Source organism: Klebsiella sp. 10-1 (assembly GCF_009758445.1).
Lineage (GTDB): Bacteria > Pseudomonadota > Gammaproteobacteria > Enterobacterales > Enterobacteriaceae > Klebsiella > Klebsiella scottii.
In genome coordinates this window covers 159847-180395 of sequence record NZ_WQRE01000004.1, presented here as the reverse complement: position 1 = coordinate 180395, position 20549 = coordinate 159847, and the positions used below count along the sequence as shown (strand labels likewise).

General features: G+C 58.1%; 21 protein-coding genes. 10 read left to right on the top strand and 11 right to left on the bottom strand.

The genetic code is table 11. The annotated features are described in order from the left end of the window. The first annotated feature begins 60 nt into the window (after positions 1-60). Both GO007_RS16330 and dcuR read left to right on the top strand, forming a co-directional pair. Positions 61-1746, top strand: a complete 1686-nt coding sequence (locus tag GO007_RS16330; RefSeq protein WP_095101686.1) for an NAD-dependent malic enzyme — start codon at positions 61-63, stop codon at positions 1744-1746. A gap of 69 nt (positions 1747-1815) precedes the next feature. Further along, positions 1816-2535, top strand: coding sequence for a two-component system response regulator DcuR (gene dcuR / locus GO007_RS16325; RefSeq protein ID WP_095101684.1), 720 nt, complete (start codon positions 1816-1818; stop codon positions 2533-2535). A 51-nt stretch (positions 2536-2586) separates the two neighbouring features. Here the strand turns inward: dcuR and lpxM are convergent, their stop codons facing one another. The 3 genes from lpxM to znuA all read right to left on the bottom strand — a co-directional run bounded on the left by lpxM (position 2587) and on the right by znuA (position 5969). After that, entirely contained in the window at positions 2587-3561 is a 975-nt protein-coding gene (gene lpxM / locus GO007_RS16320) for a lauroyl-Kdo(2)-lipid IV(A) myristoyltransferase (protein ID WP_095101682.1), read from the bottom strand. Positions 3562-3689: 128 nt separating this feature from the next. Further along, a complete protein-coding gene (mepM, locus tag GO007_RS16315; protein WP_095101680.1) occupies positions 3690-5009 on the bottom strand; it encodes a murein DD-endopeptidase MepM in 1320 nt (439 codons plus the stop codon). A gap of 15 nt (positions 5010-5024) precedes the next feature. Beyond that, on the bottom strand, positions 5025-5969 hold the full coding sequence (gene znuA, locus GO007_RS16310; RefSeq protein WP_095101678.1) for a zinc ABC transporter substrate-binding protein ZnuA: 945 nt from the start codon (positions 5967-5969) through the stop codon (positions 5025-5027). Between the two features lie 78 nt (positions 5970-6047). Between znuA and znuC the strand changes: the two genes are divergently transcribed. Together znuC and znuB are read left to right on the top strand one after the other, a co-directional pair. Then, positions 6048-6800, top strand: coding sequence for a zinc ABC transporter ATP-binding protein ZnuC (znuC, locus tag GO007_RS16305; protein WP_095101676.1), 753 nt, complete (start codon positions 6048-6050; stop codon positions 6798-6800). Then, entirely contained in the window at positions 6800-7585 is a 786-nt protein-coding gene (gene znuB / locus GO007_RS16300; protein WP_095101674.1) for a zinc ABC transporter permease subunit ZnuB, read from the top strand. Before znuC ends, znuB begins: the two co-directional genes overlap by 1 nt. A gap of 53 nt (positions 7586-7638) precedes the next feature. On the opposite strand, the gene ruvB is transcribed toward znuB, so the two are convergent. The 6 genes from ruvB to aspS all read right to left on the bottom strand — a co-directional run bounded on the left by ruvB (position 7639) and on the right by aspS (position 13060). Further along, a complete protein-coding gene (gene ruvB, locus GO007_RS16295) occupies positions 7639-8649 on the bottom strand; it encodes a Holliday junction branch migration DNA helicase RuvB (protein WP_095101672.1) in 1011 nt (336 codons plus the stop codon). 8 nt (positions 8650-8657) lie between these two features. After that, positions 8658-9269, bottom strand: a complete 612-nt coding sequence (ruvA, locus tag GO007_RS16290; RefSeq protein ID WP_095101670.1) for a Holliday junction branch migration protein RuvA — start codon at positions 9267-9269, stop codon at positions 8658-8660. An 80-nt stretch (positions 9270-9349) separates the two neighbouring features. Next, complete coding sequence (gene ruvC, locus GO007_RS16285) at positions 9350-9871, bottom strand: crossover junction endodeoxyribonuclease RuvC (RefSeq protein ID WP_041146240.1); 522 nt, start codon at positions 9869-9871, stop codon at positions 9350-9352. A gap of 154 nt (positions 9872-10025) precedes the next feature. Beyond that, entirely contained in the window at positions 10026-10766 is a 741-nt protein-coding gene (locus GO007_RS16280) for a YebC/PmpR family DNA-binding transcriptional regulator (protein ID WP_095101668.1), read from the bottom strand. A gap of 61 nt (positions 10767-10827) precedes the next feature. After that, the gene (gene nudB, locus GO007_RS16275) at positions 10828-11271 is read right to left on the bottom strand and encodes a dihydroneopterin triphosphate diphosphatase (protein ID WP_095101666.1); all 444 of its coding nucleotides are present in this window, start codon (positions 11269-11271) and stop codon (positions 10828-10830) included. Between the two features lies 1 nt (position 11272). Next, positions 11273-13060, bottom strand: a complete 1788-nt coding sequence (gene aspS / locus GO007_RS16270; RefSeq protein ID WP_095101664.1) for an aspartate--tRNA ligase — start codon at positions 13058-13060, stop codon at positions 11273-11275. A gap of 265 nt (positions 13061-13325) precedes the next feature. On the opposite strand from aspS, the gene GO007_RS16265 reads away from it, so the two are divergent. From GO007_RS16265 to cmoB, 5 genes are read left to right on the top strand one after another with little or no spacing between them, the layout of a single operon-like run. Further along, positions 13326-13892, top strand: coding sequence for a hydrolase (locus GO007_RS16265; RefSeq protein WP_095101662.1), 567 nt, complete (start codon positions 13326-13328; stop codon positions 13890-13892). Then, on the top strand, positions 13889-14707 hold the full coding sequence (locus tag GO007_RS16260; RefSeq protein ID WP_095101660.1) for a DUF72 domain-containing protein: 819 nt from the start codon (positions 13889-13891) through the stop codon (positions 14705-14707). The genes GO007_RS16265 and GO007_RS16260 overlap by 4 nt, the downstream gene beginning before the upstream one ends. A gap of 53 nt (positions 14708-14760) precedes the next feature. Then, complete coding sequence (locus GO007_RS16255) at positions 14761-15156, top strand: MAPEG family protein (RefSeq protein ID WP_045859239.1); 396 nt, start codon at positions 14761-14763, stop codon at positions 15154-15156. Positions 15157-15195: 39 nt separating this feature from the next. Further along, the gene (gene cmoA / locus GO007_RS16250) at positions 15196-15939 is read left to right on the top strand and encodes a carboxy-S-adenosyl-L-methionine synthase CmoA (protein ID WP_095101658.1); all 744 of its coding nucleotides are present in this window, start codon (positions 15196-15198) and stop codon (positions 15937-15939) included. After that, positions 15936-16940: a tRNA 5-methoxyuridine(34)/uridine 5-oxyacetic acid(34) synthase CmoB gene (gene cmoB, locus GO007_RS16245; protein ID WP_095101657.1), complete on the top strand. Its 1005-nt coding sequence runs from the start codon at positions 15936-15938 to the stop codon at positions 16938-16940. Before cmoA ends, cmoB begins: the two co-directional genes overlap by 4 nt. Before the next feature lie 201 nt (positions 16941-17141). Here the strand turns inward: cmoB and cutC are convergent, their stop codons facing one another. Further along, positions 17142-17876, bottom strand: a complete 735-nt coding sequence (gene cutC, locus GO007_RS16240; RefSeq protein ID WP_095101654.1) for a copper homeostasis protein CutC — start codon at positions 17874-17876, stop codon at positions 17142-17144. 76 nt (positions 17877-17952) lie between these two features. Continuing rightward, a complete protein-coding gene (locus tag GO007_RS16235; protein WP_095101652.1) occupies positions 17953-18522 on the bottom strand; it encodes a VOC family protein in 570 nt (189 codons plus the stop codon). A gap of 230 nt (positions 18523-18752) precedes the next feature. Between GO007_RS16235 and argS the strand changes: the two genes are divergently transcribed. Continuing rightward, on the top strand, positions 18753-20486 hold the full coding sequence (gene argS, locus GO007_RS16230; RefSeq protein ID WP_095101650.1) for an arginine--tRNA ligase: 1734 nt from the start codon (positions 18753-18755) through the stop codon (positions 20484-20486). Positions 20487-20549 lie beyond the last annotated feature (63 nt).

The following is a 20549-nucleotide window of genomic DNA, read 5'->3' as shown; positions in this document are numbered from 1 at the left end:
CTATTAATTGGCTATCAATATTGACCACCGTTTTGCAAAATATATATTCAGGAGTAACCCATGTTAAACCAGGACACTATTTACACTCCCTATAACGGCTCCGTATTACTGGAAAACCCGTTACTTAATAAAGGGCTGGCATTCACCGACGGCGAACGCGACGCCTTTGGCCTGCACGGTTTTCTGCCGCAGAAGGTGGAGACGATTGAGGAGCAAACGGCAAGAGCCTGGGAACAGTTTTGCCAGTTTAAACGCGATATCTCTCGCCACGTCTATCTGCGCAATATTCAGGATACGAACGAGACGTTATTTTACAACGTCCTGCGCACGCATATGACCGAAACCCTGCCTATCGTCTATACGCCGACGGTCGGCGAGGCCTGCGAACACTTTTCGGAAATTTATCGTCGCGCCAGGGGCTTATTTATCTCCTGGCCGGACCGCCACCAAATTGATGAAATGCTGCACAGCTTCTCGCGCAACGACATCCGGGTCATCGTGGTCACCGACGGCGAGCGCATTCTCGGCCTCGGCGACCAGGGCGTTGGCGGAATGGGGATCCCGATTGGCAAACTCTCGCTCTACACCGCCTGCGGCGGGATTCATCCGGCCTCTACCCTGCCGATCATGCTCGACGTTGGCACCAACAATGCGCAGCTGCTCGATAATCCGCTCTATATGGGCTGGCGTCATCCGCGGATCGACGACGATAGCTACCTTGAGTTTATGGATATGTTTATTGAGGCGGTGAAGCGCCGCTGGCCTGACGTTCTGCTGCAATTCGAAGATTTTGCCCAAAAGAACGCCACCCGTCTCCTGCAGCGCTATCGCGATCGGCTCTGCTGCTTCAACGATGATATCCAGGGCACCGCCGCCGTTACGACGGGTACCATAATCGCCGCCGCTCAGGCGGCCGGCAGCCGCTTATGCGATCAGCGCGTGGTCTTCTTAGGCAGCGGCTCCGCAGGCTGCGGTATTGCGGAAAAGATCGTGGCGCTGATGGTCGATGACGGACTGTCTGAGCACGAGGCCCGCGGCCGGGTGTTTATGGTCGACCGCTGCGGCCTGCTGACGGACGCCATCCCTGACCTGCTCGATTTCCAGCAAAAGCTGATCACCTCCCGGCACAGCATTGCGCACTGGGAGGTCGGCAGCGGCCCCATCTCGCTGCTCGACGTTGTCCGCCACGCGCATCCGACGGTAATGATCGGCGTCTCAGGGCAGCCCGGTCTGTTCAGCGAAGAGATTGTCAAAGAGATGCACCGGCACTGCGCCCGCCCGATTATCATGCCGCTCTCGAACCCAACCTCTCGCGCCGAGGCCCAGCCTGCGGACCTGATCGCCTGGACCCAAGGGGCGGCGCTGGTCGCCACCGGCAGCCCCTTTGCGCCGGTGGTTTACGCAGGCAAAACCTACGATATCGCCCAATGCAATAACGCCTATATATTCCCCGGCCTCGGACTGGGCGTGCTGGCCGGCAAGGTTGAGCGGATAACGGAAAAAATGCTCACCGCCGCAAGCCGAACCCTGGCCGCTCACTCCCCGCTGGCTACGGCGGAAAGCGGCGGGTTGCTGCCTCCGGTAGGGGAGATCGAAACGATATCGCGCGCTATTGCCCTGGCGATCGTCAAGGTCGCTCAGCAGGAGGGCGTTGCGCCGCAGCTAAGTGAAGATCGACTGATCGAGCGCATCGAACAGACCTACTGGCAGGCGCGCTACACCGCCTACAAACGCTCATCGTTCTGATAAACGGGTCCGGTTGGTCATGTGCTGCCCGGGAGGCAAATGGCCTCCCGGCCTTAAAAGGAGGCCTGCGTGATAAATGTCCTTATTATCGATGACGATCCGATGGTCGCTGAGCTAAACCGCCTGTTTCTCAGCCGGCTTGCCGGCTTTTTCTGCTGCGGCATCGCTCCGACGCTCGGCGAAGCGCAGCGGATCATCAGCGAACGGCCGCAGGGTATCGACCTGATACTGCTCGATGTTTATATGCATAAGGAAAACGGGCTGGACCTGCTGCCAACGCTGCGCCGGGCGGCGCACGATATTGACGTCATCATGATCACCTCCGCCGCCGATGCGCTTACCGTCCAGAGCGCGATGCGCTACGGGGTGGTGGATTATTTAATCAAGCCCTTCCAGTTCTCCCGCTTTGAAGAAGCGCTAATCGCCTGGAGCCACAAGCGTAGCCTGCGCCACGCCAGGCCCTGTTACGAGCAGTCTGACATTGACGGCCTGCTCAACCACGCTTCGCAGCAGCGCGCGGAGAGCCGCCGCTTGCCAAAAGGATTGACCGCCCAAACGCTGCGCACGGTATGTCGCTGGATAGGCGCGCATCCTGAAGCTGAGTTTTCAACGAATGAGCTGGCGGCGCAGCTGGATATTTCCCGGGTCTCCTGCCGCAAGTATCTGCTGTGGCTGGCGCAGATAAATATTTTACGCACCAGCAATCACTACGGCGCCACGGGGAGGCCGGAGTATCGCTATCGGCTGATTGTGGAACATGACTCATTACTCAAACAATTTAGCCACTGACGCCTCGGCGTGCAGTGGCTAAACGATCGGTACCCTGAGCGTGCGCGGGCGCTATTTCCTCTTAGGAAAGAGCTCTTTGCGCTTATAGGGTTCGATTTCACCGGGTTTGCGGGTCTTCAGCAGCTTGAGGATCCAGGTGTACTGTTCGGTATGCGGCTTGACGAAAATCTCCACCTCTTCGTTCATCCGCCGGGCAATAGTATTATCGTCAGCCTCCAGCAGGTCGTCCATCGGCGGGCGTACCAGCACCGTCAGACGGTGGGTTTTGCCATCATAGACCGGGAACAGCGGCACCACCCTCGCCCGACACACCTTCATCAGGCGGCCAATCGCCGGCAGCGTAGCTTTATAGGTGGCGAAGAAATCGACGAACTCGCTATGCTCCGCGCCGTGATCCTGATCGGGCAGGTAGTAGCCCCAGTAGCCCTGACGCACCGACTGGATAAACGGCTTGATGCCATCATTCCGCGCGTGCATGCGCCCGCCAAACCGACGACGGACGGTATTCCACACGTAATCAAATACCGGATTACCCTGATTATGGAACATCGCAGCCATTTTTTGTCCGCCGGAGGCCATCAGCATGGCCGGGATATCCACGCCCCAGGCGTGCGGTACCAGGAAGATCACCTTTTCGTTATTACGCTGCATCTCGTCGATGATCTCTTTCCCCTGCCAGTCGACGCGGGAAAGAATGCGCTGCGGATCGCGCAGGCCCAGCTCTGCCATCATGACCATCGCCTGAGGCGCAGAGGCGTACATCTCATCAATAATCGCTTCGCGCTCCTGCTCGCTCTTTTCCGGGAAACAGTACAGCAGGTTTATCTGTGCGCGGCGGCGCGAGCTTTTGGCCAGCCTGCCGACAAAACGCCCCAGCTTGCCGAGAATCGGATCGCGGAACGACGGGGGCGTCAGCGCAATCCCCGCAAAGGCAACAACGCCCAGCCACGCGCCCCAGTAGCGCGGGAGTAAAAAGGATTTCTCAAATTTTGGAATAAACTCAATATTATTTTTTTTCGTTTCCATGCCCGATCCGCAAAAATGGTGCTGAATAAAGATAAGGAGATACTCAAGGCTATAGTTTAGCGACACGTAGGGGAAGGTACAAAAGAAAAAGCCGGCGCGCGCTGGCACCGGCTTTTATTAACAGCGCGTTAGTCGAATCGCAGCTGCGGCATCACTTCTTTCACCTGCGCCAGATAATCCGTGCGATCGGAACCGCTCAGCCCTTCCGTACGCGGCAGTTTCGCCGTCAGCGGGTTTACCGCCTGCTGGTTAATCCACACTTCATAGTGCAGATGCGGCCCGGTAGAACGGCCGGTATTTCCCGACAGGGCAATACGGTCACCGCGTTTCACCTTCTGTCCAGGTTTCACCAGCAGCTTACGCAGGTGCATATAGCGGGTGGTGTAGGTACGCCCATGACGCACTGCAACATAGTACCCCGCCGCGCCGCTGCGTTTGGCCACCACCACCTCGCCGTCGCCGACGGAAAGAACCGGCGTACCCTGCGGCATCGCGAAGTCTACGCCGCGGTGTGGCGCAACGCGCCCGGTCACCGGATTGAGGCGGCGCGGGTTAAAGTTTGACGACACGCGGAACTGACGCGCGGTTGGGAAACGCATAAAGCCCTTCGCCAGGCCGGTACCGTTACGATCGTAGAACTTGCCGTCTTCGGCACGGATCGCGTAGTAATCCTTGCCATCTGAACGTAAACGCACGCCCAGCAGCTGGCTCTGTTCCCGCTTGCCGTTAAGCATTTCTCGTGACATCAGCACCGAGAATTCATCGCCTTTTTTCAGCTTGCGGAAGTCCATCTGCCACTGCATGGCCTTAATAACCGCGCTGACCTCGGTGCTGGTAAGGCCCGCGTTACGCGCGCTGGAGACGAAGCTGCCGCCAACGGTGCCCTTCAGCACATTGTTGACCCAGTCCCCTTCCTGCAGCTCGCTGCTCATCTTGAAGCCGTTGCCCACGCGATTATAGGTTCGGGTTTCGCGACGGGACATTTCCCAGGTCAGGCTTTGCAGATCGCCATCCGCCGTCAGGGTCCATGACAGCTGTTGACCAATCTTGAGGTTGCGCAGCTCTTTATCAGCGGTCGATAAAAGGGAGATATCGCCCATTTCGATACCGTACTGATTGAGGATGCTGCTGAGGGTATCGCCGGTTGATACGACGTACTCATGGCCGCCTGAATCGCCGTCCGCCTTATCGTCCAGCTCGTCCTGAGGGATAGCTTCTTCCTCCTGCGCGGCCTGATCGATAGGTTCAGAGGCTTCCGGCAGCAGGGAACGGATTTCGCTTTTTTCCAGCTCAATCGTTCTGACGATAGGGGCTGATTCATGGTGGTAGATGTACGGTCGCCAGACGGCGACCGCTAAGGTTAGAACGCTCAACGACCCCAGCATAACGCGGTGAGGTCGTGGCAAATTGTTAAATGCCTGAGTGACAGCGCGGGCTATCTGTTGCACGTATTCACTTCCTCGTTAATCTCCTTTCAGGCAGCTCGAATACTGGTTCGCCAGCTGGTTGAGGAACTGAGGGTAACTGTCTTTACCCAGCTTAATTCCAATACCCAACGGATCCAGGGTCCCCATGCGCACGGAGGTGCCCCTGGCAACAGCTTCTATGACGGCAGGCCTGAACTGTGGCTCAGCAAAAACGCAGGTCGCTTTCTGCTCAACCAGCTGTGTTCTGATTTCGTGTAAACGCTGGGCACCAGGCTGAATTTCAGGGTTGACGGTGAAATGACCAAGCGATGTCAGACCGTAGTGTTTTTCAAAGTAGCCGTAGGCATCATGAAAAACGAAATACCCTTTCCCTTGCAGCGGTGCCAGCTCGTGACTCACCTGTTTATCGGTCGAGGCTAATTTTGCCTCAAACTCCTTCAGGTTAGCGTCAAGTTTGGCTCGACTCTGCGGCATAAGTTCCAATAATTTATCGTGGATTGCAACCGCCGAAAGCCGCGCTATCTCTGGGGATAACCACAGATGCATGTTGTATATGCCGTGATGGTGATCGTCGTCACTTTTTCCGCCTGCAGCATGGTCGTGGTCGTGATGGTCATCGTCGTCATCCGCGCCTTTCATGAGCAGCGGTTTCACGCCGTCAAGCTGGGCGATTGTCACCTTTTTGTTTGGCGCAATGCTTTGCGTTGACTTATCCATAAAGGCTTCCATCTCCGGGCCAATCCACACCACTAAGTCTGCGTTCTGTAAGCGTTTTACATCCGATGGACGCAGCGAATAGTCGTGCTCGGATGCGCCATCGGGCAGCAGAACCTGAGTGTCCGTGACCCCGTCAGCGATAGCGGAAGCGATAAAGCCAAGAGGTTTCATTGAGGTAACCACGGCGGCATTCGCCGCGGAGGCATGGGTGAACAAAAAAACGGCGCTAAGTCCAGCGCAAAGAAGCGTATTTTTATGTAACATAATGCGTCTAATCATCGTAATGAATGAGAAAGATGTGATATTATAACATTCACTAGCTTGTGCAACCCTTAATTTGACATGACAAATCTTGTAACTTTGGAAAACGTCTCGGTGGCCTTCGGCCAGCGACGCGTGCTGTCTGACATTTCGCTAACGCTTAAGCCAGGCAAAATTTTGACCCTACTCGGCCCAAACGGCGCCGGTAAGTCCACGCTTGTGCGGGTCGTTCTCGGGCTGGTAGCACCAACTGACGGCGTTATCAAACGAGAGGGAAAGCTGCGGATTGGCTATGTCCCGCAAAAATTACACCTCGATGCCACGCTGCCGCTCACCGTCAGCCGCTTTTTACGCCTGCGTCCGGATACGCATAAGCAGGATATTCTGCCGGCGCTGAAGCGTGTCCAGGCCGGACATCTTATCGATGCCCCGATGCAGAAACTCTCCGGAGGCGAAACGCAGCGCGTGCTGCTCGCCCGCGCGCTGTTAAACCAGCCGCAGCTGCTGGTGCTTGATGAGCCGACGCAGGGCGTCGACGTCAACGGCCAGGTGGCGCTTTACGATCTGATAAACCAGCTGCGACAGGAGCTTAACTGCTCTGTGCTGATGGTCTCCCACGACCTGCACCTGGTGATGGCGAAAACGGATGAAGTTCTGTGCCTGAATCAGCATATCTGCTGCTCCGGCACACCGGAAGTGGTCTCAATGCACCCGCAGTTTATCTCGATGTTCGGCCAGCGCGGCGCGGAACAGCTGGGCATTTATCGTCACCATCATAATCACCGCCACGACCTGCAGGGGCGGATTGTACTGCGTCGGGGAAATGACCGCTGATGATTGAACTACTGTTACCCGGCTGGCTGGCCGGGGTGATGCTCGCCTGCGCCGCCGGCCCGCTGGGATCGTTTGTCGTCTGGCGCCGGATGTCCTATTTTGGCGATACCCTCGCCCACGCCTCGCTGCTCGGCGTCGCTTTTGGCCTGCTGCTCAACGTCAATCCTTTCTATGCCGTTATCGCGATCACGCTGCTGCTGGCGGGCGGGCTGGTATGGCTGGAGAAGCGCCCTCACCTGGCCATCGATACGCTACTGGGGATTATGGCCCACAGCGCGCTGTCGCTGGGCCTGGTGGTGGTCAGCCTGATGTCGAACGTCCGCGTCGACCTGATGGCCTATCTGTTTGGCGATCTGCTGGCGGTGACGCCGACGGACCTGATCTCGATTGCCATCGGGGTGGCGATAGTGCTGGCCATTTTGCTCTGGCAGTGGCGCAACCTGCTGTCGATGACGATCAGCCCGGATCTGGCGTTCGTTGACGGCGTGAAGCTGCAGCGGGTGAAGCTGCTGCTGATGCTGGTCACTGCCCTGACCATCGGCGTGGCGATGAAGTTTGTCGGGGCGCTGATCATCACCTCGCTGCTGATTATCCCTGCCGCCACGGCGCGCCGTTTTGCGCGTACGCCGGAACAAATGGCGGCTATCGCCGTTGGCATCGGGGCGATCGCTGTCACCGGAGGATTGACCTTCTCGGCGCTGTACGACACGCCGGCCGGCCCGTCGGTGGTGCTGTGCGCTGCGGTGCTGTTTATCTTCAGCATGATGAAGAAAGCCGCCGCCTGATTACTCTTCTTCCGGTAGCGCTGCTTAGCAGGGCTACCGGCTGGAGCGAACGGCTACGGCATTTCCGGCGGCTTGATGCCAAAGTGGTTCCAGGCGCGGACCGTTGCCATCCGCCCTCGCGGCGTTCGCTGCAGGAACCCCTGCTGAATCAGATACGGCTCCAGCACGTCCTCAATGGTTTCCCGCTCTTCGCCGATCGCCGCCGCCAGGTTATCCAACCCCACCGGACCACCGAAGAATTTATCGATCACCGCCAGCAGCAGCTTGCGGTCCATATAGTCAAAGCCTTCAGCATCAACGTTAAGCATATCCAGCGCCTGGGCGGCAATGTCGAGGGAGATGCTGCCGTCGTGACGCACCTCCGCGAAGTCGCGCACCCGCCGCAGCAGGCGGTTGGCTATACGCGGGGTGCCCCGCGCGCGACGCGCCACTTCCAGCGCGCCCTCTTCGCTCATCTCCAGCCCCATATAGCGGGCGCTGCGGCTCACAATATGCTGCAGATCGGCAATCTGATAAAACTCCAGCCGCTGGACGATGCCGAAACGGTCGCGCAGCGGCGAGGTTAACGAACCGGCTCGCGTGGTCGCGCCAATCAGGGTGAACGGCGGCAGGTCGATTTTTATCGAGCGCGCCGCGGGTCCTTCACCAATCATGATATCCAGCTGATAGTCCTCCATCGCCGGATAGAGCACCTCTTCCACCACCGGCGAAAGGCGGTGAATCTCATCGATAAACAGCACGTCGTGGGGTTCAAGGTTGGTCAGCATTGCCGCCAGGTCACCCGCTTTCTCCAGCACCGGCCCGGAGGTGGTACGCAGGTTGACGCCCATCTCATTGGCGACAATGTTTGCCAGCGTCGTTTTCCCAAGCCCCGGAGGGCCAAAGATCAGCAGATGATCGAGCGCGTCTCCGCGCAGCTTAGCCGCCTGGATAAAGATCTCCATTTGCGACCGCACCTGCGGCTGGCCCACGTACTCTGCCAGTAATTTAGGGCGGATTGCGCGATCGACCGTCTCTTCAAACCCGGTGCTGTCTGCCGATACCAGCCTGTCTGCTTCAATCATCCCTTACCTCACAACGCGGCGCGCAGCGCTTCGCGGATTAGCGTTTCACTGTTGGCATCCGGACGCGCGATTTTACTCACCATTCGGCTGGCCTCCTGAGGTTTATAGCCCAGCGCCACCAGGGCGGCAACCGCTTCCTGTTCGGCGTCGTCATCGGACGGGCCGGCCGGCGAGGTCAGCACCAGATCCGCCGCCGGAGTAAACAGGTCGCCGTGCAGCCCTTTGAAACGATCTTTCATTTCAACGATCAGGCGATCGGCGGTTTTCTTGCCAATTCCAGGAAGCTTAACCAGCGCCGCGGCCTCTTCGCGCTCGACGGCGTTAACAAACTGCTGCGCCGACATGCCGGAAAGGATCGCCAGCGCCAGCTTCGGCCCTACGCCGTTGGTCTTAACCAGCTCGCGGAACAGCGTACGCTCCTGTTTGTTATTAAAACCAAACAGCAGCTGCGCGTCTTCGCGAACCACAAAATGGGTAAATACGACCGCCTCTTTGCCCACTTCCGGCAGTTCGTAAAAGCAGGTCATAGGCATATGCACTTCATAGCCAACGCCTCCCGTTTCCAGTAATACCAGCGGGGGTTGTTTTTCGAGAACGATGCCTCTGAGTCTGCCTATCACATGCTGCTCCTGCGTTAAGGGCTAAAGTATCTGCCGGTATCATAAAAAAAGGCTGGATAAATATCCAGCCTGATTTGAGGTTATCGCAAGCGTCCGCGCGCCAGATTTAGCCGGCTATCGCCTATCTGCGTCGCGTTCTGACTCACGTGGCAGTGGGTAATCGCAATGGCCAACGCATCCGCCGCATCCGCCTGCGGGTTAGCCGCCAGCTTCAGCAGAGTGCGCACCATATGCTGCACCTGGCTTTTTTCCGCGCTGCCGATGCCGACCACGGTTTGCTTGACCTGCCTCGCGGCGTACTCAAAGACCGGCAGATCCTGATTGGTCGCCGCGACGATAGCCACCCCGCGCGCCTGCCCCAGCTTCAGCGCCGAGTCGGCGTTTTTCGCCATAAACACCTGTTCAATGGCGAAATAGTCCGGCTGGAACTGGGTGATGATTTCCGTTACGCCCGCGTAGATCAGCTTCAGGCGCGACGGCAGATCGTCCACCTTGGTACGAATGCATCCGCTGCCAAGATAGCTTAACTGCCGCCCGACCTGGCGGATAACGCCATAGCCGGTAATGCGCGAACCCGGGTCAATACCGAGAATAATAGCCATCACGCATCTCCGGTAATAACGAATCCCTGAGACCCTAAATATTTCAGTTCACAGCCGGGCGGCCACGCAGCGCATCCCCGGGAGCGTAGATTCACTACGTGACCGGGGTAAGCGAGGAGAGCCAACGCCGCTGTGGGCTGAAAGATTACGGGCATCACAGCGTTGCGGCGACCTCATCAGAGATCTCGCCGTTATGATAAACTTCCTGCACGTCGTCGCAGTCTTCCAGCATATCGATCAGGCGCAGCAGCTTCGGCGCGGTTTCCGCATCCATATCGGCTTTTGTCGACGGGATCATCGAAACTTCGGCCGCGTCAGCTTTCAGGCCAGCCGCTTCCAGCGCGTCGCGTACGGCGCCCATCTCTTCCCACGCGGTGTAGACGTCAATCGCGCCGTCGTCGTAGGTCACAACGTCTTCCGCACCGGCTTCGAGAGCCGCTTCCATAATCACGTCTTCGTCGCCAGCTTCGAAGGAGATCACCCCTTTTTTGCTGAACAGATAGGCCACCGAGCCGTCGGTGCCGAGGTTACCGCCGGTTTTGCTGAAGGCATGACGCACTTCGGCAACGGTACGGTTGCGGTTGTCGCTCAGGCACTCAACCATGACCGCCGTGCCGCCTGGGCCGTAGCCTTCATAAATGATGGTTTCCATGTTCGCGTCATCATCGCCGCCTACGCCACGAGCGATAGCGCGGTTCAGGGTATCGCGGGTCATGTTGTTGGACAGCGCTTTATCAATCGCTGCGCGCAGACGCGGGTTAGAAGCCGCATCGCCGCCGCCTAAACGCGCGGCGGTAACCAGTTCGCGAATAATTTTAGTAAAGATCTTACCGCGCTTGGCATCCTGTGCCGCTTTGCGGTGTTTGGTGTTGGCCCACTTACTATGACCTGCCATAAAAAACTCTCCAAAAATGCCGTTTTCCCGAAGCCTTCTGACCAGCAGGAGGCGGGGAATATTAGTTGGCGTTAATTACAAATTCTTCAATCGCCTGCCGGTTACTCCACGACTTGGTCAACGCGGCGGCTTCCGTCGCATCAACCCAGCGGTAATCCAGATGTTCGGTAAAAACAATCTGGCGTTCATGAGGGAGCGCAAGGCGGAACCAAAATTCCGTATTGCGCTCAACGCCCGGCGCATAGCGATGACGTAAATGAGAAAAAATCTCGAACTCCACCGTACGCTGACAGTCAATTAAGGCCAGATGCTCATCAGCAACATCTATCACGACCTCTTCCTTTACTTCGCGCGCGGCGGCTTGCAGCGCGGTTTCCCCCTCTTCCAGGCTGCCGGTTACCGACTGCCAGAAAGAGGCATCATCGCGCCGCTGCAACATCAGCACCCGCTTTGTATCTTCGGCATAAATCACCACCAGAACAGAAACGGGGAGCTTGAATGACATCTTACTTATTCTCCAGAGACTCTTTTGTCTCTTTCGCCACAACCTGAATACCTAATTCCCCCAGCGAAGTCGGATTAGCGAAGCTCGGTGCTTCGGTCATCAGACAGGCGGCGGCGGTGGTTTTCGGGAAAGCGATAACGTCACGTATGTTATCGGTGCCGGTCAGCAGCATCGTCAGACGGTCGAGACCGAATGCCAGGCCCGCGTGCGGCGGCGTACCGTATTTCAACGCATCCAGCAGGAAGCCAAATTTCTCACGCTGCTCCCGCTCGTTGATCCCGAGGATACCGAACACGGTCTGCTGCATTTCGCCGCTGTGAATACGCACCGAGCCGCCGCCGACTTCGTAACCGTTAATGACCATGTCGTAGGCGTTAGCAATCGCCGTTTCCGGAGCGGCTTTCAGCTCGTCCGCGGTCATATCGCGCGGGGAGGTGAACGGATGGTGCATCGCGGTCAGGCCGCCTTCGCCATCGTCTTCAAACATCGGGAAGTCGATAACCCACAGCGGCGCCCATTTAGCTTCGTCGGTGAGGCTGAGGTCTTTACCCAGCTTCAGGCGCAGCGCGCCCAGAGCATCGGCAACCACTTTCTTATTATCGGCGCCGAAGAAAATCATATCGCCGTCCTGCGCAGCGGTGCGATCGAGAATAGCTTCAACGATTTCCGCGTTGAGGAATTTAGCCACCGGGCTGTTAATGCCTTCGAGGCCTTTTGCGCGCTCGTTGACTTTCATATACGCCAGGCCTTTCGCGCCGTAAATCTGCACGAATTTGCCGTACTCATCGATTTGCTTACGGGTCAGCGCCGCGCCGCCAGGCACGCGCAGGGCGGCAACGCGACCTTTGGCATCATTTGCCGGGCCGGAGAAGACGGCAAATTCAACCGCTTTCACCAGGTCAGCAATATCCACCAGCTCCAGCGGGTTGCGCAGGTCCGGCTTATCGGAACCGTAGCGACGCTCGGCCTCGGCAAAGGTCATGATCGGGAACTCGCCCAGATCCACGCCCTTCACGTTCAGCCACAGCTCGTGCACCAGCGCTTCCATCACTTCGCGCACCTGCGCCGCGGTCATGAAGGAGGTTTCCACGTCGATCTGGGTGAATTCCGGCTGGCGGTCGGCGCGCAGGTCTTCATCACGGAAGCATTTGACGATCTGATAGTAACGATCGAAGCCGGACATCATCAGCAGCTGTTTGAAGAGCTGAGGAGACTGCGGCAGCGCGTAGAATTTGCCTTTATGAACGCGGCTCGGAACCAGATAGTCGCGCGCGCCTTCCGGCGTGGCTTTGGTCAGCATCGGGGTTTCGATATCGAGGAAGCCGTGCTCGTCCATAAAGCGACGGACCAGGCTGGTGATTTTTGCCCGCGTTTTCAGACGCTGGGCCATTTCCGGACGACGCAGATCCAGATAGCGGTATTTCAGTCGCGCTTCTTCAGTGTTGACGTGGTTGGAATCCAGCGGCAGCGCTTCTGAGCGGTTGATGATGGTCAGATCGGAAGCCAGCACTTCGATGGCACCGGTGGCCATATCGCTGTTGACGTTTTTTTCGTCACGCGCACGCACGGTGCCCGTCACCTGGATACAGAACTCATTACGCAGTTCGGAGGCCAGCTTTAATGCATCCGCACGTTCCGGATCGAAAAACACCTGTACGATGCCTTCGCGGTCGCGCATATCGATGAAGATAAGGCTACCAAGATCACGACGGCGGTTGACCCAACCACACAGAGTCACCTGCTGCCCCACGTGGGACAGACGCAGCTGCCCGCAATATTCTGTACGCATGAGATATCCCTTAACTTAGCCACTGGCGGATTGTTGCCTGCTCTGCAGGCCACGAAGTTGCGGCTTTAGCTGAATGTCACAACTGAATGAAAAAAGGCGGCTATTATACTGGAAATTCTGCCGCGCGATAAGCCCGACGCAGTTTGTACGTTGCTTTGCTGCGCGCTTATTGGCTACGCTCACAAAAATTAACAAAATTTGTTACCCTGGAGCGGGAATGGCAACGGTATTGTAACGGCCAAACTACAGAAGATACGGGGATACTATGCCAGAACTCAATGCGAAAAAAACGGCGCTTGTGGTCATCGACCTGCAGGAAGGCATTTTGCCGTTCGCCGGAGGCCCACACCGCGCCGATGAGGTGGTCACTCGCGCCGCTCGTCTGGCGGAAAAATGCCGTCAGCAGGGCTCGCCGGTCATCTTGGTTCGCGTCGGCTGGTCTGCCGACTTCGGCGAAGCGCTGAAACAGCCGGTTGATGCGCAGACGGGCGCGCACGCGCTGCCGGACAACTGGTGGACCTGGCCGCTTGCGCTGGGCAAACAGGATGGCGATATCGAAGTCACCAAACGTCAGTGGGGCGCGTTTTACGGCACCGATCTCGAACTGCAGTTGCGCCGCCGCGGTATCGACACCATTATCCTGTGCGGGATCTCAACCAATATCGGCGTTGAATCCACCGCGCGCAACGCCTGGGAGCTGGGCTTCAATCTGCTGATCGCCGAAGACGCCTGCAGCGCGGCCTCCGCCGAGCAGCACCAGGGCAGCATGACGCATATTTTCCCGCGCATCGCCCGCGTGCGCAGCACTGAGGACATTCTCGCCGCGCTATGATCTACATTGGGCTCCCGCAATGGTCGCATCCGAAATGGGTGCGCCTTGGCATAACCAGTCTGGAACAGTACGCTCGCCACTTTAACTGCGTGGAGGGCAATACGACCCTCTACGCGTTGCCGAAAGCCGAGATAGTGGCCCGCTGGTTCGAGCAAACCCACGACGACTTTCGCTTCTGCTTTAAGTTTCCGGCAACCATTTCGCACAACGCGGCGCTGCGTAACTGCGGCGATCTAAGCCGCGAGTTTTTTACCCGCCTCGCGCCGCTGGAGACGCGTATCGGCCAGTACTGGCTGCAGCTGCCCGCGACATTCGGCCCGCGCGACCTCCCTGCCCTGTGGCAGTTTCTCGACGCGCTGCCCGCCGGCTTCACCTACGGCGTTGAGGTACGGCATCCGTCCTTTTTTGCCAAAGGTGACGACGAGCAGCAGCTCAACCGCGGGCTGCACCAGCGCGCCGTTAACCGCGTGATCCTTGATAGCCGCCCGGTGCACAGCGTTACCGCCCGCAGCCCGGCCGCGCTCGACGCGCAGCGTAAAAAGCCGAAGCTTCCGGTCCACGCGGTGGTCACCGCGCATCATCCGCTGGTTCGCTTCATCGGCAGCGACGATATGGCGCAGAACCATGAGATGTTTCGCGTCTGGCTCCAGACGCTGCCGAAGTGGAGCCGCTCGACCACGCCCTACCTGTTCCTGCATACGCCGGATATCGCCCACGCGCCGGCGCTGGTCGACACCCTGTGGGAAGATTTACGCACCGTGCTGCCAGAAGTGGGTGCGGCGCCGTCAATTCCGCAGCAGACCTCTCTTTTCTGATATCCTGCTATGATAATCGGAGCCATCTGACAAAGTGAAAGGGAGTTTTTTGTATGGTTAGCGCGCTGTATGCCGTCCTGGGTGCGTTATTGTTAATCAAGTTTTCTTTTGACGTCGTACGCCTGCGTACGCAGTACCATGTCGGATACGGCGACGGCGGCTTTAGCGAGCTACAGGTCGCTATCCGCGTGCACGGTAATGCGGTTGAGTACCTGCCCATCGGGCTTATCCTGCTGCTGTTTGTCGAGATGGACGGCGCGCAGAACTGGATGGTGCACCTTTGCGGTATTTTGCTTATCGCCGGCCGGCTGATGCACTCTTACGGTTTCCATCATCGGCTCTACAGCTGGCGCCGCTCGGGCATGAGCGCGACCTGGTGCGCGCTGGTGCTGATGGTGCTCGCTAACCTGTGGTATATGCCCTGGGAGTTGGTTTTCTCCTTACATTAGCGCACAATACGCCGTTTTCGTTTTTTCGGGTTTAACCTTATGTCTCACCGCGATACCCTTTTTTCCGCGCCGATCGCCAGCCTTGGCGACTGGACCTTTGATGAACGGGTTGCTGAAGTCTTCCCGGATATGATCCAGCGCTCCGTTCCCGGCTACTCCAACATTATTTCAATGATTGGCATGCTGGCCGAGCGTTTTGTGCAGCCTGATACCCAGGTCTACGATCTCGGCTGCTCCCTCGGCGCAGCCACGCTGTCCGTACGGCGTAATATTTCCCACGCCGGCTGCCGGATTGTGGCCGTAGATAATTCCCCGGCGATGGTTGAGCGCTGCCGTCGCCATATCGACGCCTACAAAGCGCCGACGCCGGTTGAAGTGGTGGAAGGCGATATTCGCCATGTCACCATCGAAAATGCTTCGATGGTGGTGCTCAATTTCACCATTCAGTTCCTTGAGCCCGATGAACGCCAGGCGATTTTGGATAAGGTCTATCAAGGGCTTAATCCGGGCGGCGCGCTGGTGCTGTCGGAAAAATTCAGCTTTGAAGACGCCAACGTCGGCGAACTGCTGTTTAACATGCATCACGATTTTAAACGCGCCAACGGCTACAGCGAGCTGGAAATCAGCCAGAAGCGCAGCATGCTGGAAAATGTCATGCTCACCGATTCGGTAGAAACCCATAAAGCGCGGCTGCGCAAGGCCGGGTTCGAACACGCCGAGCTGTGGTTCCAGTGCTTTAACTTTGGCTCACTGGTGGCGGTGAAGTCCGGGGAAACGGCATGATCGATTTCAGCAATTTTTATCAGCGTATCGCCAAAGGTCCGCTCTCCCATTGGCTGGAGACGCTCCCTGCTCAGGTTGCCGCCTGGCAGCGCGAAGCCCTGCACGGTAAGTTCCGCGAATGGGAGCGGGCCGTTGAGTTTCTTCCCGAGCTCTCCCCCTATCGTCTGGACCTGCTGCACAGCGTGACCGCGGAAAGCGAAGTCCCGCTGAGCGAAGGCCATCGGCTGCGGATTGAAAACCTGCTGCGCAACCTGATGCCGTGGCGCAAAGGCCCGTGGTCGCTTTATGGCGTGGATATCGACACCGAATGGCGTTCGGACTGGAAGTGGGATCGCGTTCTGCCGCATCTTTCCGATCTGACCGGCCGGACGATCCTCGACGTCGGCTGCGGCAGCGGCTATCACATGTGGCGCATGATCGGCGCCGGCGCTCATCTGGCGGTGGGTATCGATCCTACGCAGCTGTTTTTATGCCAGTTCGAAGCGGTGCGCAAGCTGCTGGGCAACGACCAGCGCGCCCATCTGCTGCCGCTAGGTATTGAGCAGCTTCCGGCGCTAAATGCCTTTGACACCGTATTTTCAATGGGCGTGCTGTATCATCGCCGCTCTCCGCTCGACCATCTGTGGCAGCTCAAAGATCAGCTGGTTGAAGGCGGCGAGCTGGTGCTGGAAACGCTGGTTGTTGAAGGTGATGAAAATACCGTGCTGGTGCCGGGCGATCGCTACGCGCAGATGCGCAACGTCTACTTCATTCCTTCGGCCGCTGCGCTGAAAATGTGGCTGGAAAAATGCGGTTTTGTCGACGTGCGCATCGTTGACGCCTGCATGACCAGTACCGAAGAGCAGCGCCGCACCGAATGGATGACCACCGAATCGCTGGCGGATTTCCTCGACCCGAACGACAGCAGCAAAACCCTCGAAGGCTATCCCGCGCCGCTGCGCGCGGTGATTATCGCCACCAGGCCCGAAACCCAGCAATCTCTGGCCAGAAAAGCGGGCTAACGCCGGCGGGCCAGGCATCGCGCCTCGGCGATCGGTAGCGAAATTTTGCCTAAAAAAAGGCCCCTGTTGAAATTGCAGGGGCCTGGTACGGGCAATCATCATATTGGGCGACATGATGTGCAGCAAAAAACGGTTTTCTTTCTCTACCCACAGAGTTTGAGCTCACCAGCCCGCAGGCTGCGCGCAAACAACTCGGGGCATTCAGGCGGAAATAATACTCTTCATTTCCGCCACCGCTGCGCCGTTAACGGCGTAGCGTGAATATTCATCTGCGTCGGCGTCTGTCGACATCGACAGCCGGGAATTACGAAAGCGCATCGGCGAAGGCAGCCACTGGCCGGCAGAGCTATGCACTTCCTTCACGCCGGCTTCCAGGAACTGCGACAGGTTCGCTGCCCTCACCCCTGCTCCGGCCATAATGATTGGAGTATCGCCCAGGGCAATAAGTTCCAAAATTAATGAAATACCTTTTTCTGCGCTCGCCTGCTGGCCGGAAGTCAGGATCCGCGCAACGCCTGATTCAGCCAACGTAGCGTAGGCCTGATGCGGGTTTGCGCACATATCGAAAGCCCGGTGGAAGGTAACCGCCAGCGGTCCCGCCGCGGCCATAATTTTACGCATACGCGCAGTATCAACCCGACCATCGGCGTCCAGAACGCCAATCACGAGGCCCGGGAAACCCAGTTCCCTCACCGTTGCCACGTCGTCGAGCATCGCGGCAAATTCGCCCTCGGTGTAGCAAAAATCACCGCCGCGCGGGCGAATAATCGGATGCACCGGGATGGTCAGCGCCCTGCGGGCCGCTTTGAGCACGCCCAGCGACGGCGTTAGCCCTCCCTCCTGCGGCGCGGCGCACAGTTCGATGCGGTCAGCGCCGCGTCGCTGCGCCTCCTCGGCGCACTCCGTGCTGTAACAGCACACTTCCAGTAGCGTCATTCCCTTCTCCATTCACGCCGCGGGCAACACAGCATGTCACGATTTTTCCGTTCAGAAACCGCGTAGCTTCACACTGTTACGCATCCGTTTTTTCACTGGCGATAATTTGCTCGATGGACCACGGATGAAATTTGATCGTCACGCTCCCGTCCGTCACCGCCAGCGTCGGATTTGCCAGGCGCTCGCGCTCCCCTTTCGGCGAGCTGGTTTTGACGAAGATCCCCGGCTGGCTGAGGCCGTCGTCGGAGAGCAGCGCCAGCGCGCGGGCATTAAGCGTTTCCGGGTCGCCGGCGAGCACAATCTCAACGTGCTCCCAGCCCTCGTGCGGATAGCGCTTTTCCCCAGGCCACGGCAGCTCAACCACGCTAAAGCGCCAGTGCGCCACGATGACAGGTTCATCCAGCTTAAACAGGCAGATTGGCCGACCGTTAATGATGTTTTCTGAGAGCAGCGTGCCGCACTGCTCGAGCCCGAGCCGCCAGCGCTCAGCCGTCGTATTCTGATGACAGCGCAGAGAGATATGGTCCGCAGAGAGTGGCGCAATATCCAGCCCGAGCCGCGCGGCCAGCCTGCCTAACGCCTCGGTGAAGCTCGGCAGATCCGCGGTAATATCCTGAAGTTCATCAATTTGCTGCCAGTTCGCCATTCTTGACCTCGGTGCTCGCTAAAGGGGGCTAATTTATCGCGTTTCCCGACGGCGACCAACCCGCAATCTTCTTTATTCCGCCCGCGCTGGTTATTCGTTAAGCGTGCCGCCCGGCGACGCGCGCGCAGGGCTGACGCAGGGGTGCAAATGCAGTATACTCCCGCCCTAATTTGTCCACATTCCGGCGCCACCCTGCAGGGGTTACGGCGCCTTAAAAGTAAGGTATTCCGGTGAATATTCAGGCTCTTCTCTCAGAAAAAGTCAGCCACGCCCTGATCGCGGCAGGCGCCCCTGCCGATTGCGAACCTCAGGTCCGCCAGTCAGCAAAAATCCAGTTCGGCGACTATCAGGCCAACGGCGTGATGGCGGTGGCTAAAAAACTGGGTATGGCACCGCGACAACTGGCAGAGCAGGTGCTGTCTCATCTTGATCTGAACGGCATTGCCAATAAGGTCGAAATCGCCGGGCCTGGCTTTATCAATATTTTCCTCGACCCGGCGTTTTTAGCGGAAAATGTTAGCCAGGCGCTGACCGCAGAGCGCCTTGGCGTTACCCAGCCGCAGGCGCAGACTATCGTCGTCGACTATTCGGCGCCCAACGTGGCAAAAGAGATGCACGTCGGCCACCTGCGCTCCACCATCATCGGCGATGCCGCGGTTCGCACCCTCGAGTTCCTCGGCCACAAGGTTATTCGCGCCAACCACGTCGGCGACTGGGGCACCCAGTTTGGGATGCTGATTGCTTATCTCGAAAAGCAGCAGCAGGAAAATGCCGGCGAAATGGCGCTGGCGGACCTCGAAGGCTTTTACCGTGAAGCGAAAAAGCACTACGACGAAGACGAAGCCTTCGCCGAGCGCGCGCGCAGCTATGTGGTTAAACTGCAGGGCGGCGACGAGTACTTCCGCCAGATGTGGCGCCAGCTGGTCGACATCACCATGTCGCAAAACCAGATTACCTATAACCGCCTGAACGTGACCCTGACCCGCGACGACGTGATGGGTGAAAGCCTGTATAACCCGATGCTGCCGGGTATCGTTGCCGATCTGAAGGCGCAGGGCCTGGCGGTTGAGAGCGAAGGCGCCACCGTCGTATTCCTTGACGAGTACAAAAACAAGGAAGGCGAACCGATGGGCGTTATCATCCAGAAAAAGGATGGCGGCTATCTCTACACCACCACCGATATCGCCTGCGCCAAATACCGCTACGAAACTCTGCACGCCGACCGCGTGCTCTACTACATCGATTCCCGCCAGCATCAGCACCTGATGCAGGCGTGGACCATCGTGCGCAAAGCGGGCTACGTGCCGGACTCCGTTCCGCTGGAGCACCATATGTTTGGCATGATGCTCGGTAAAGACGGCAAGCCGTTTAAAACCCGCGCGGGCGGTACCGTGAAGCTTGCCGACCTGCTGGACGAAGCGCTGGAGCGCGCGCGTCGCCTGGTTGCCGAGAAAAACCCGGATATGCCTGCCGACGAGCTGGAGAAGCTGGCTAATGCGGTCGGTATCGGGGCGGTAAAATATGCGGACCTGTCCAAAAACCGCACCACCGACTACATCTTCGACTGGGACAACATGCTGGCGTTTGAAGGCAATACCGCGCCTTACATGCAGTATGCCTATACCCGCGTGCTGTCGGTGTTCCGTAAAGCGGAGATCGACGAAAGCGCGCTGGCTGCGGCGCCGGTCATCATCACCGAAGATCGCGAAGCGCAGCTGGCAGCACGCCTGCTGCAGTTTGAAGAGACGCTGACCGTCGTCGCGCGTGAAGGGACTCCGCACGTCATGTGCGCCTACCTGTACGATCTGGCCGGTCTGTTCTCTGGCTTCTACGAACACTGCCCGATCCTCTCCGCTGAAAGCGAAGAGACGCGCAACAGCCGTCTGAAGCTGGCGCAGCTGACCGCGAAAACGCTCAAGACGGGTCTGGATACTTTAGGTATTGAAACCGTCGAGCGGATGTAATACCGCCCTGATGAACGATAAAGAAACCGGCGCCTGCCGGTTTCTTTTTTTTGGGCACGTCCC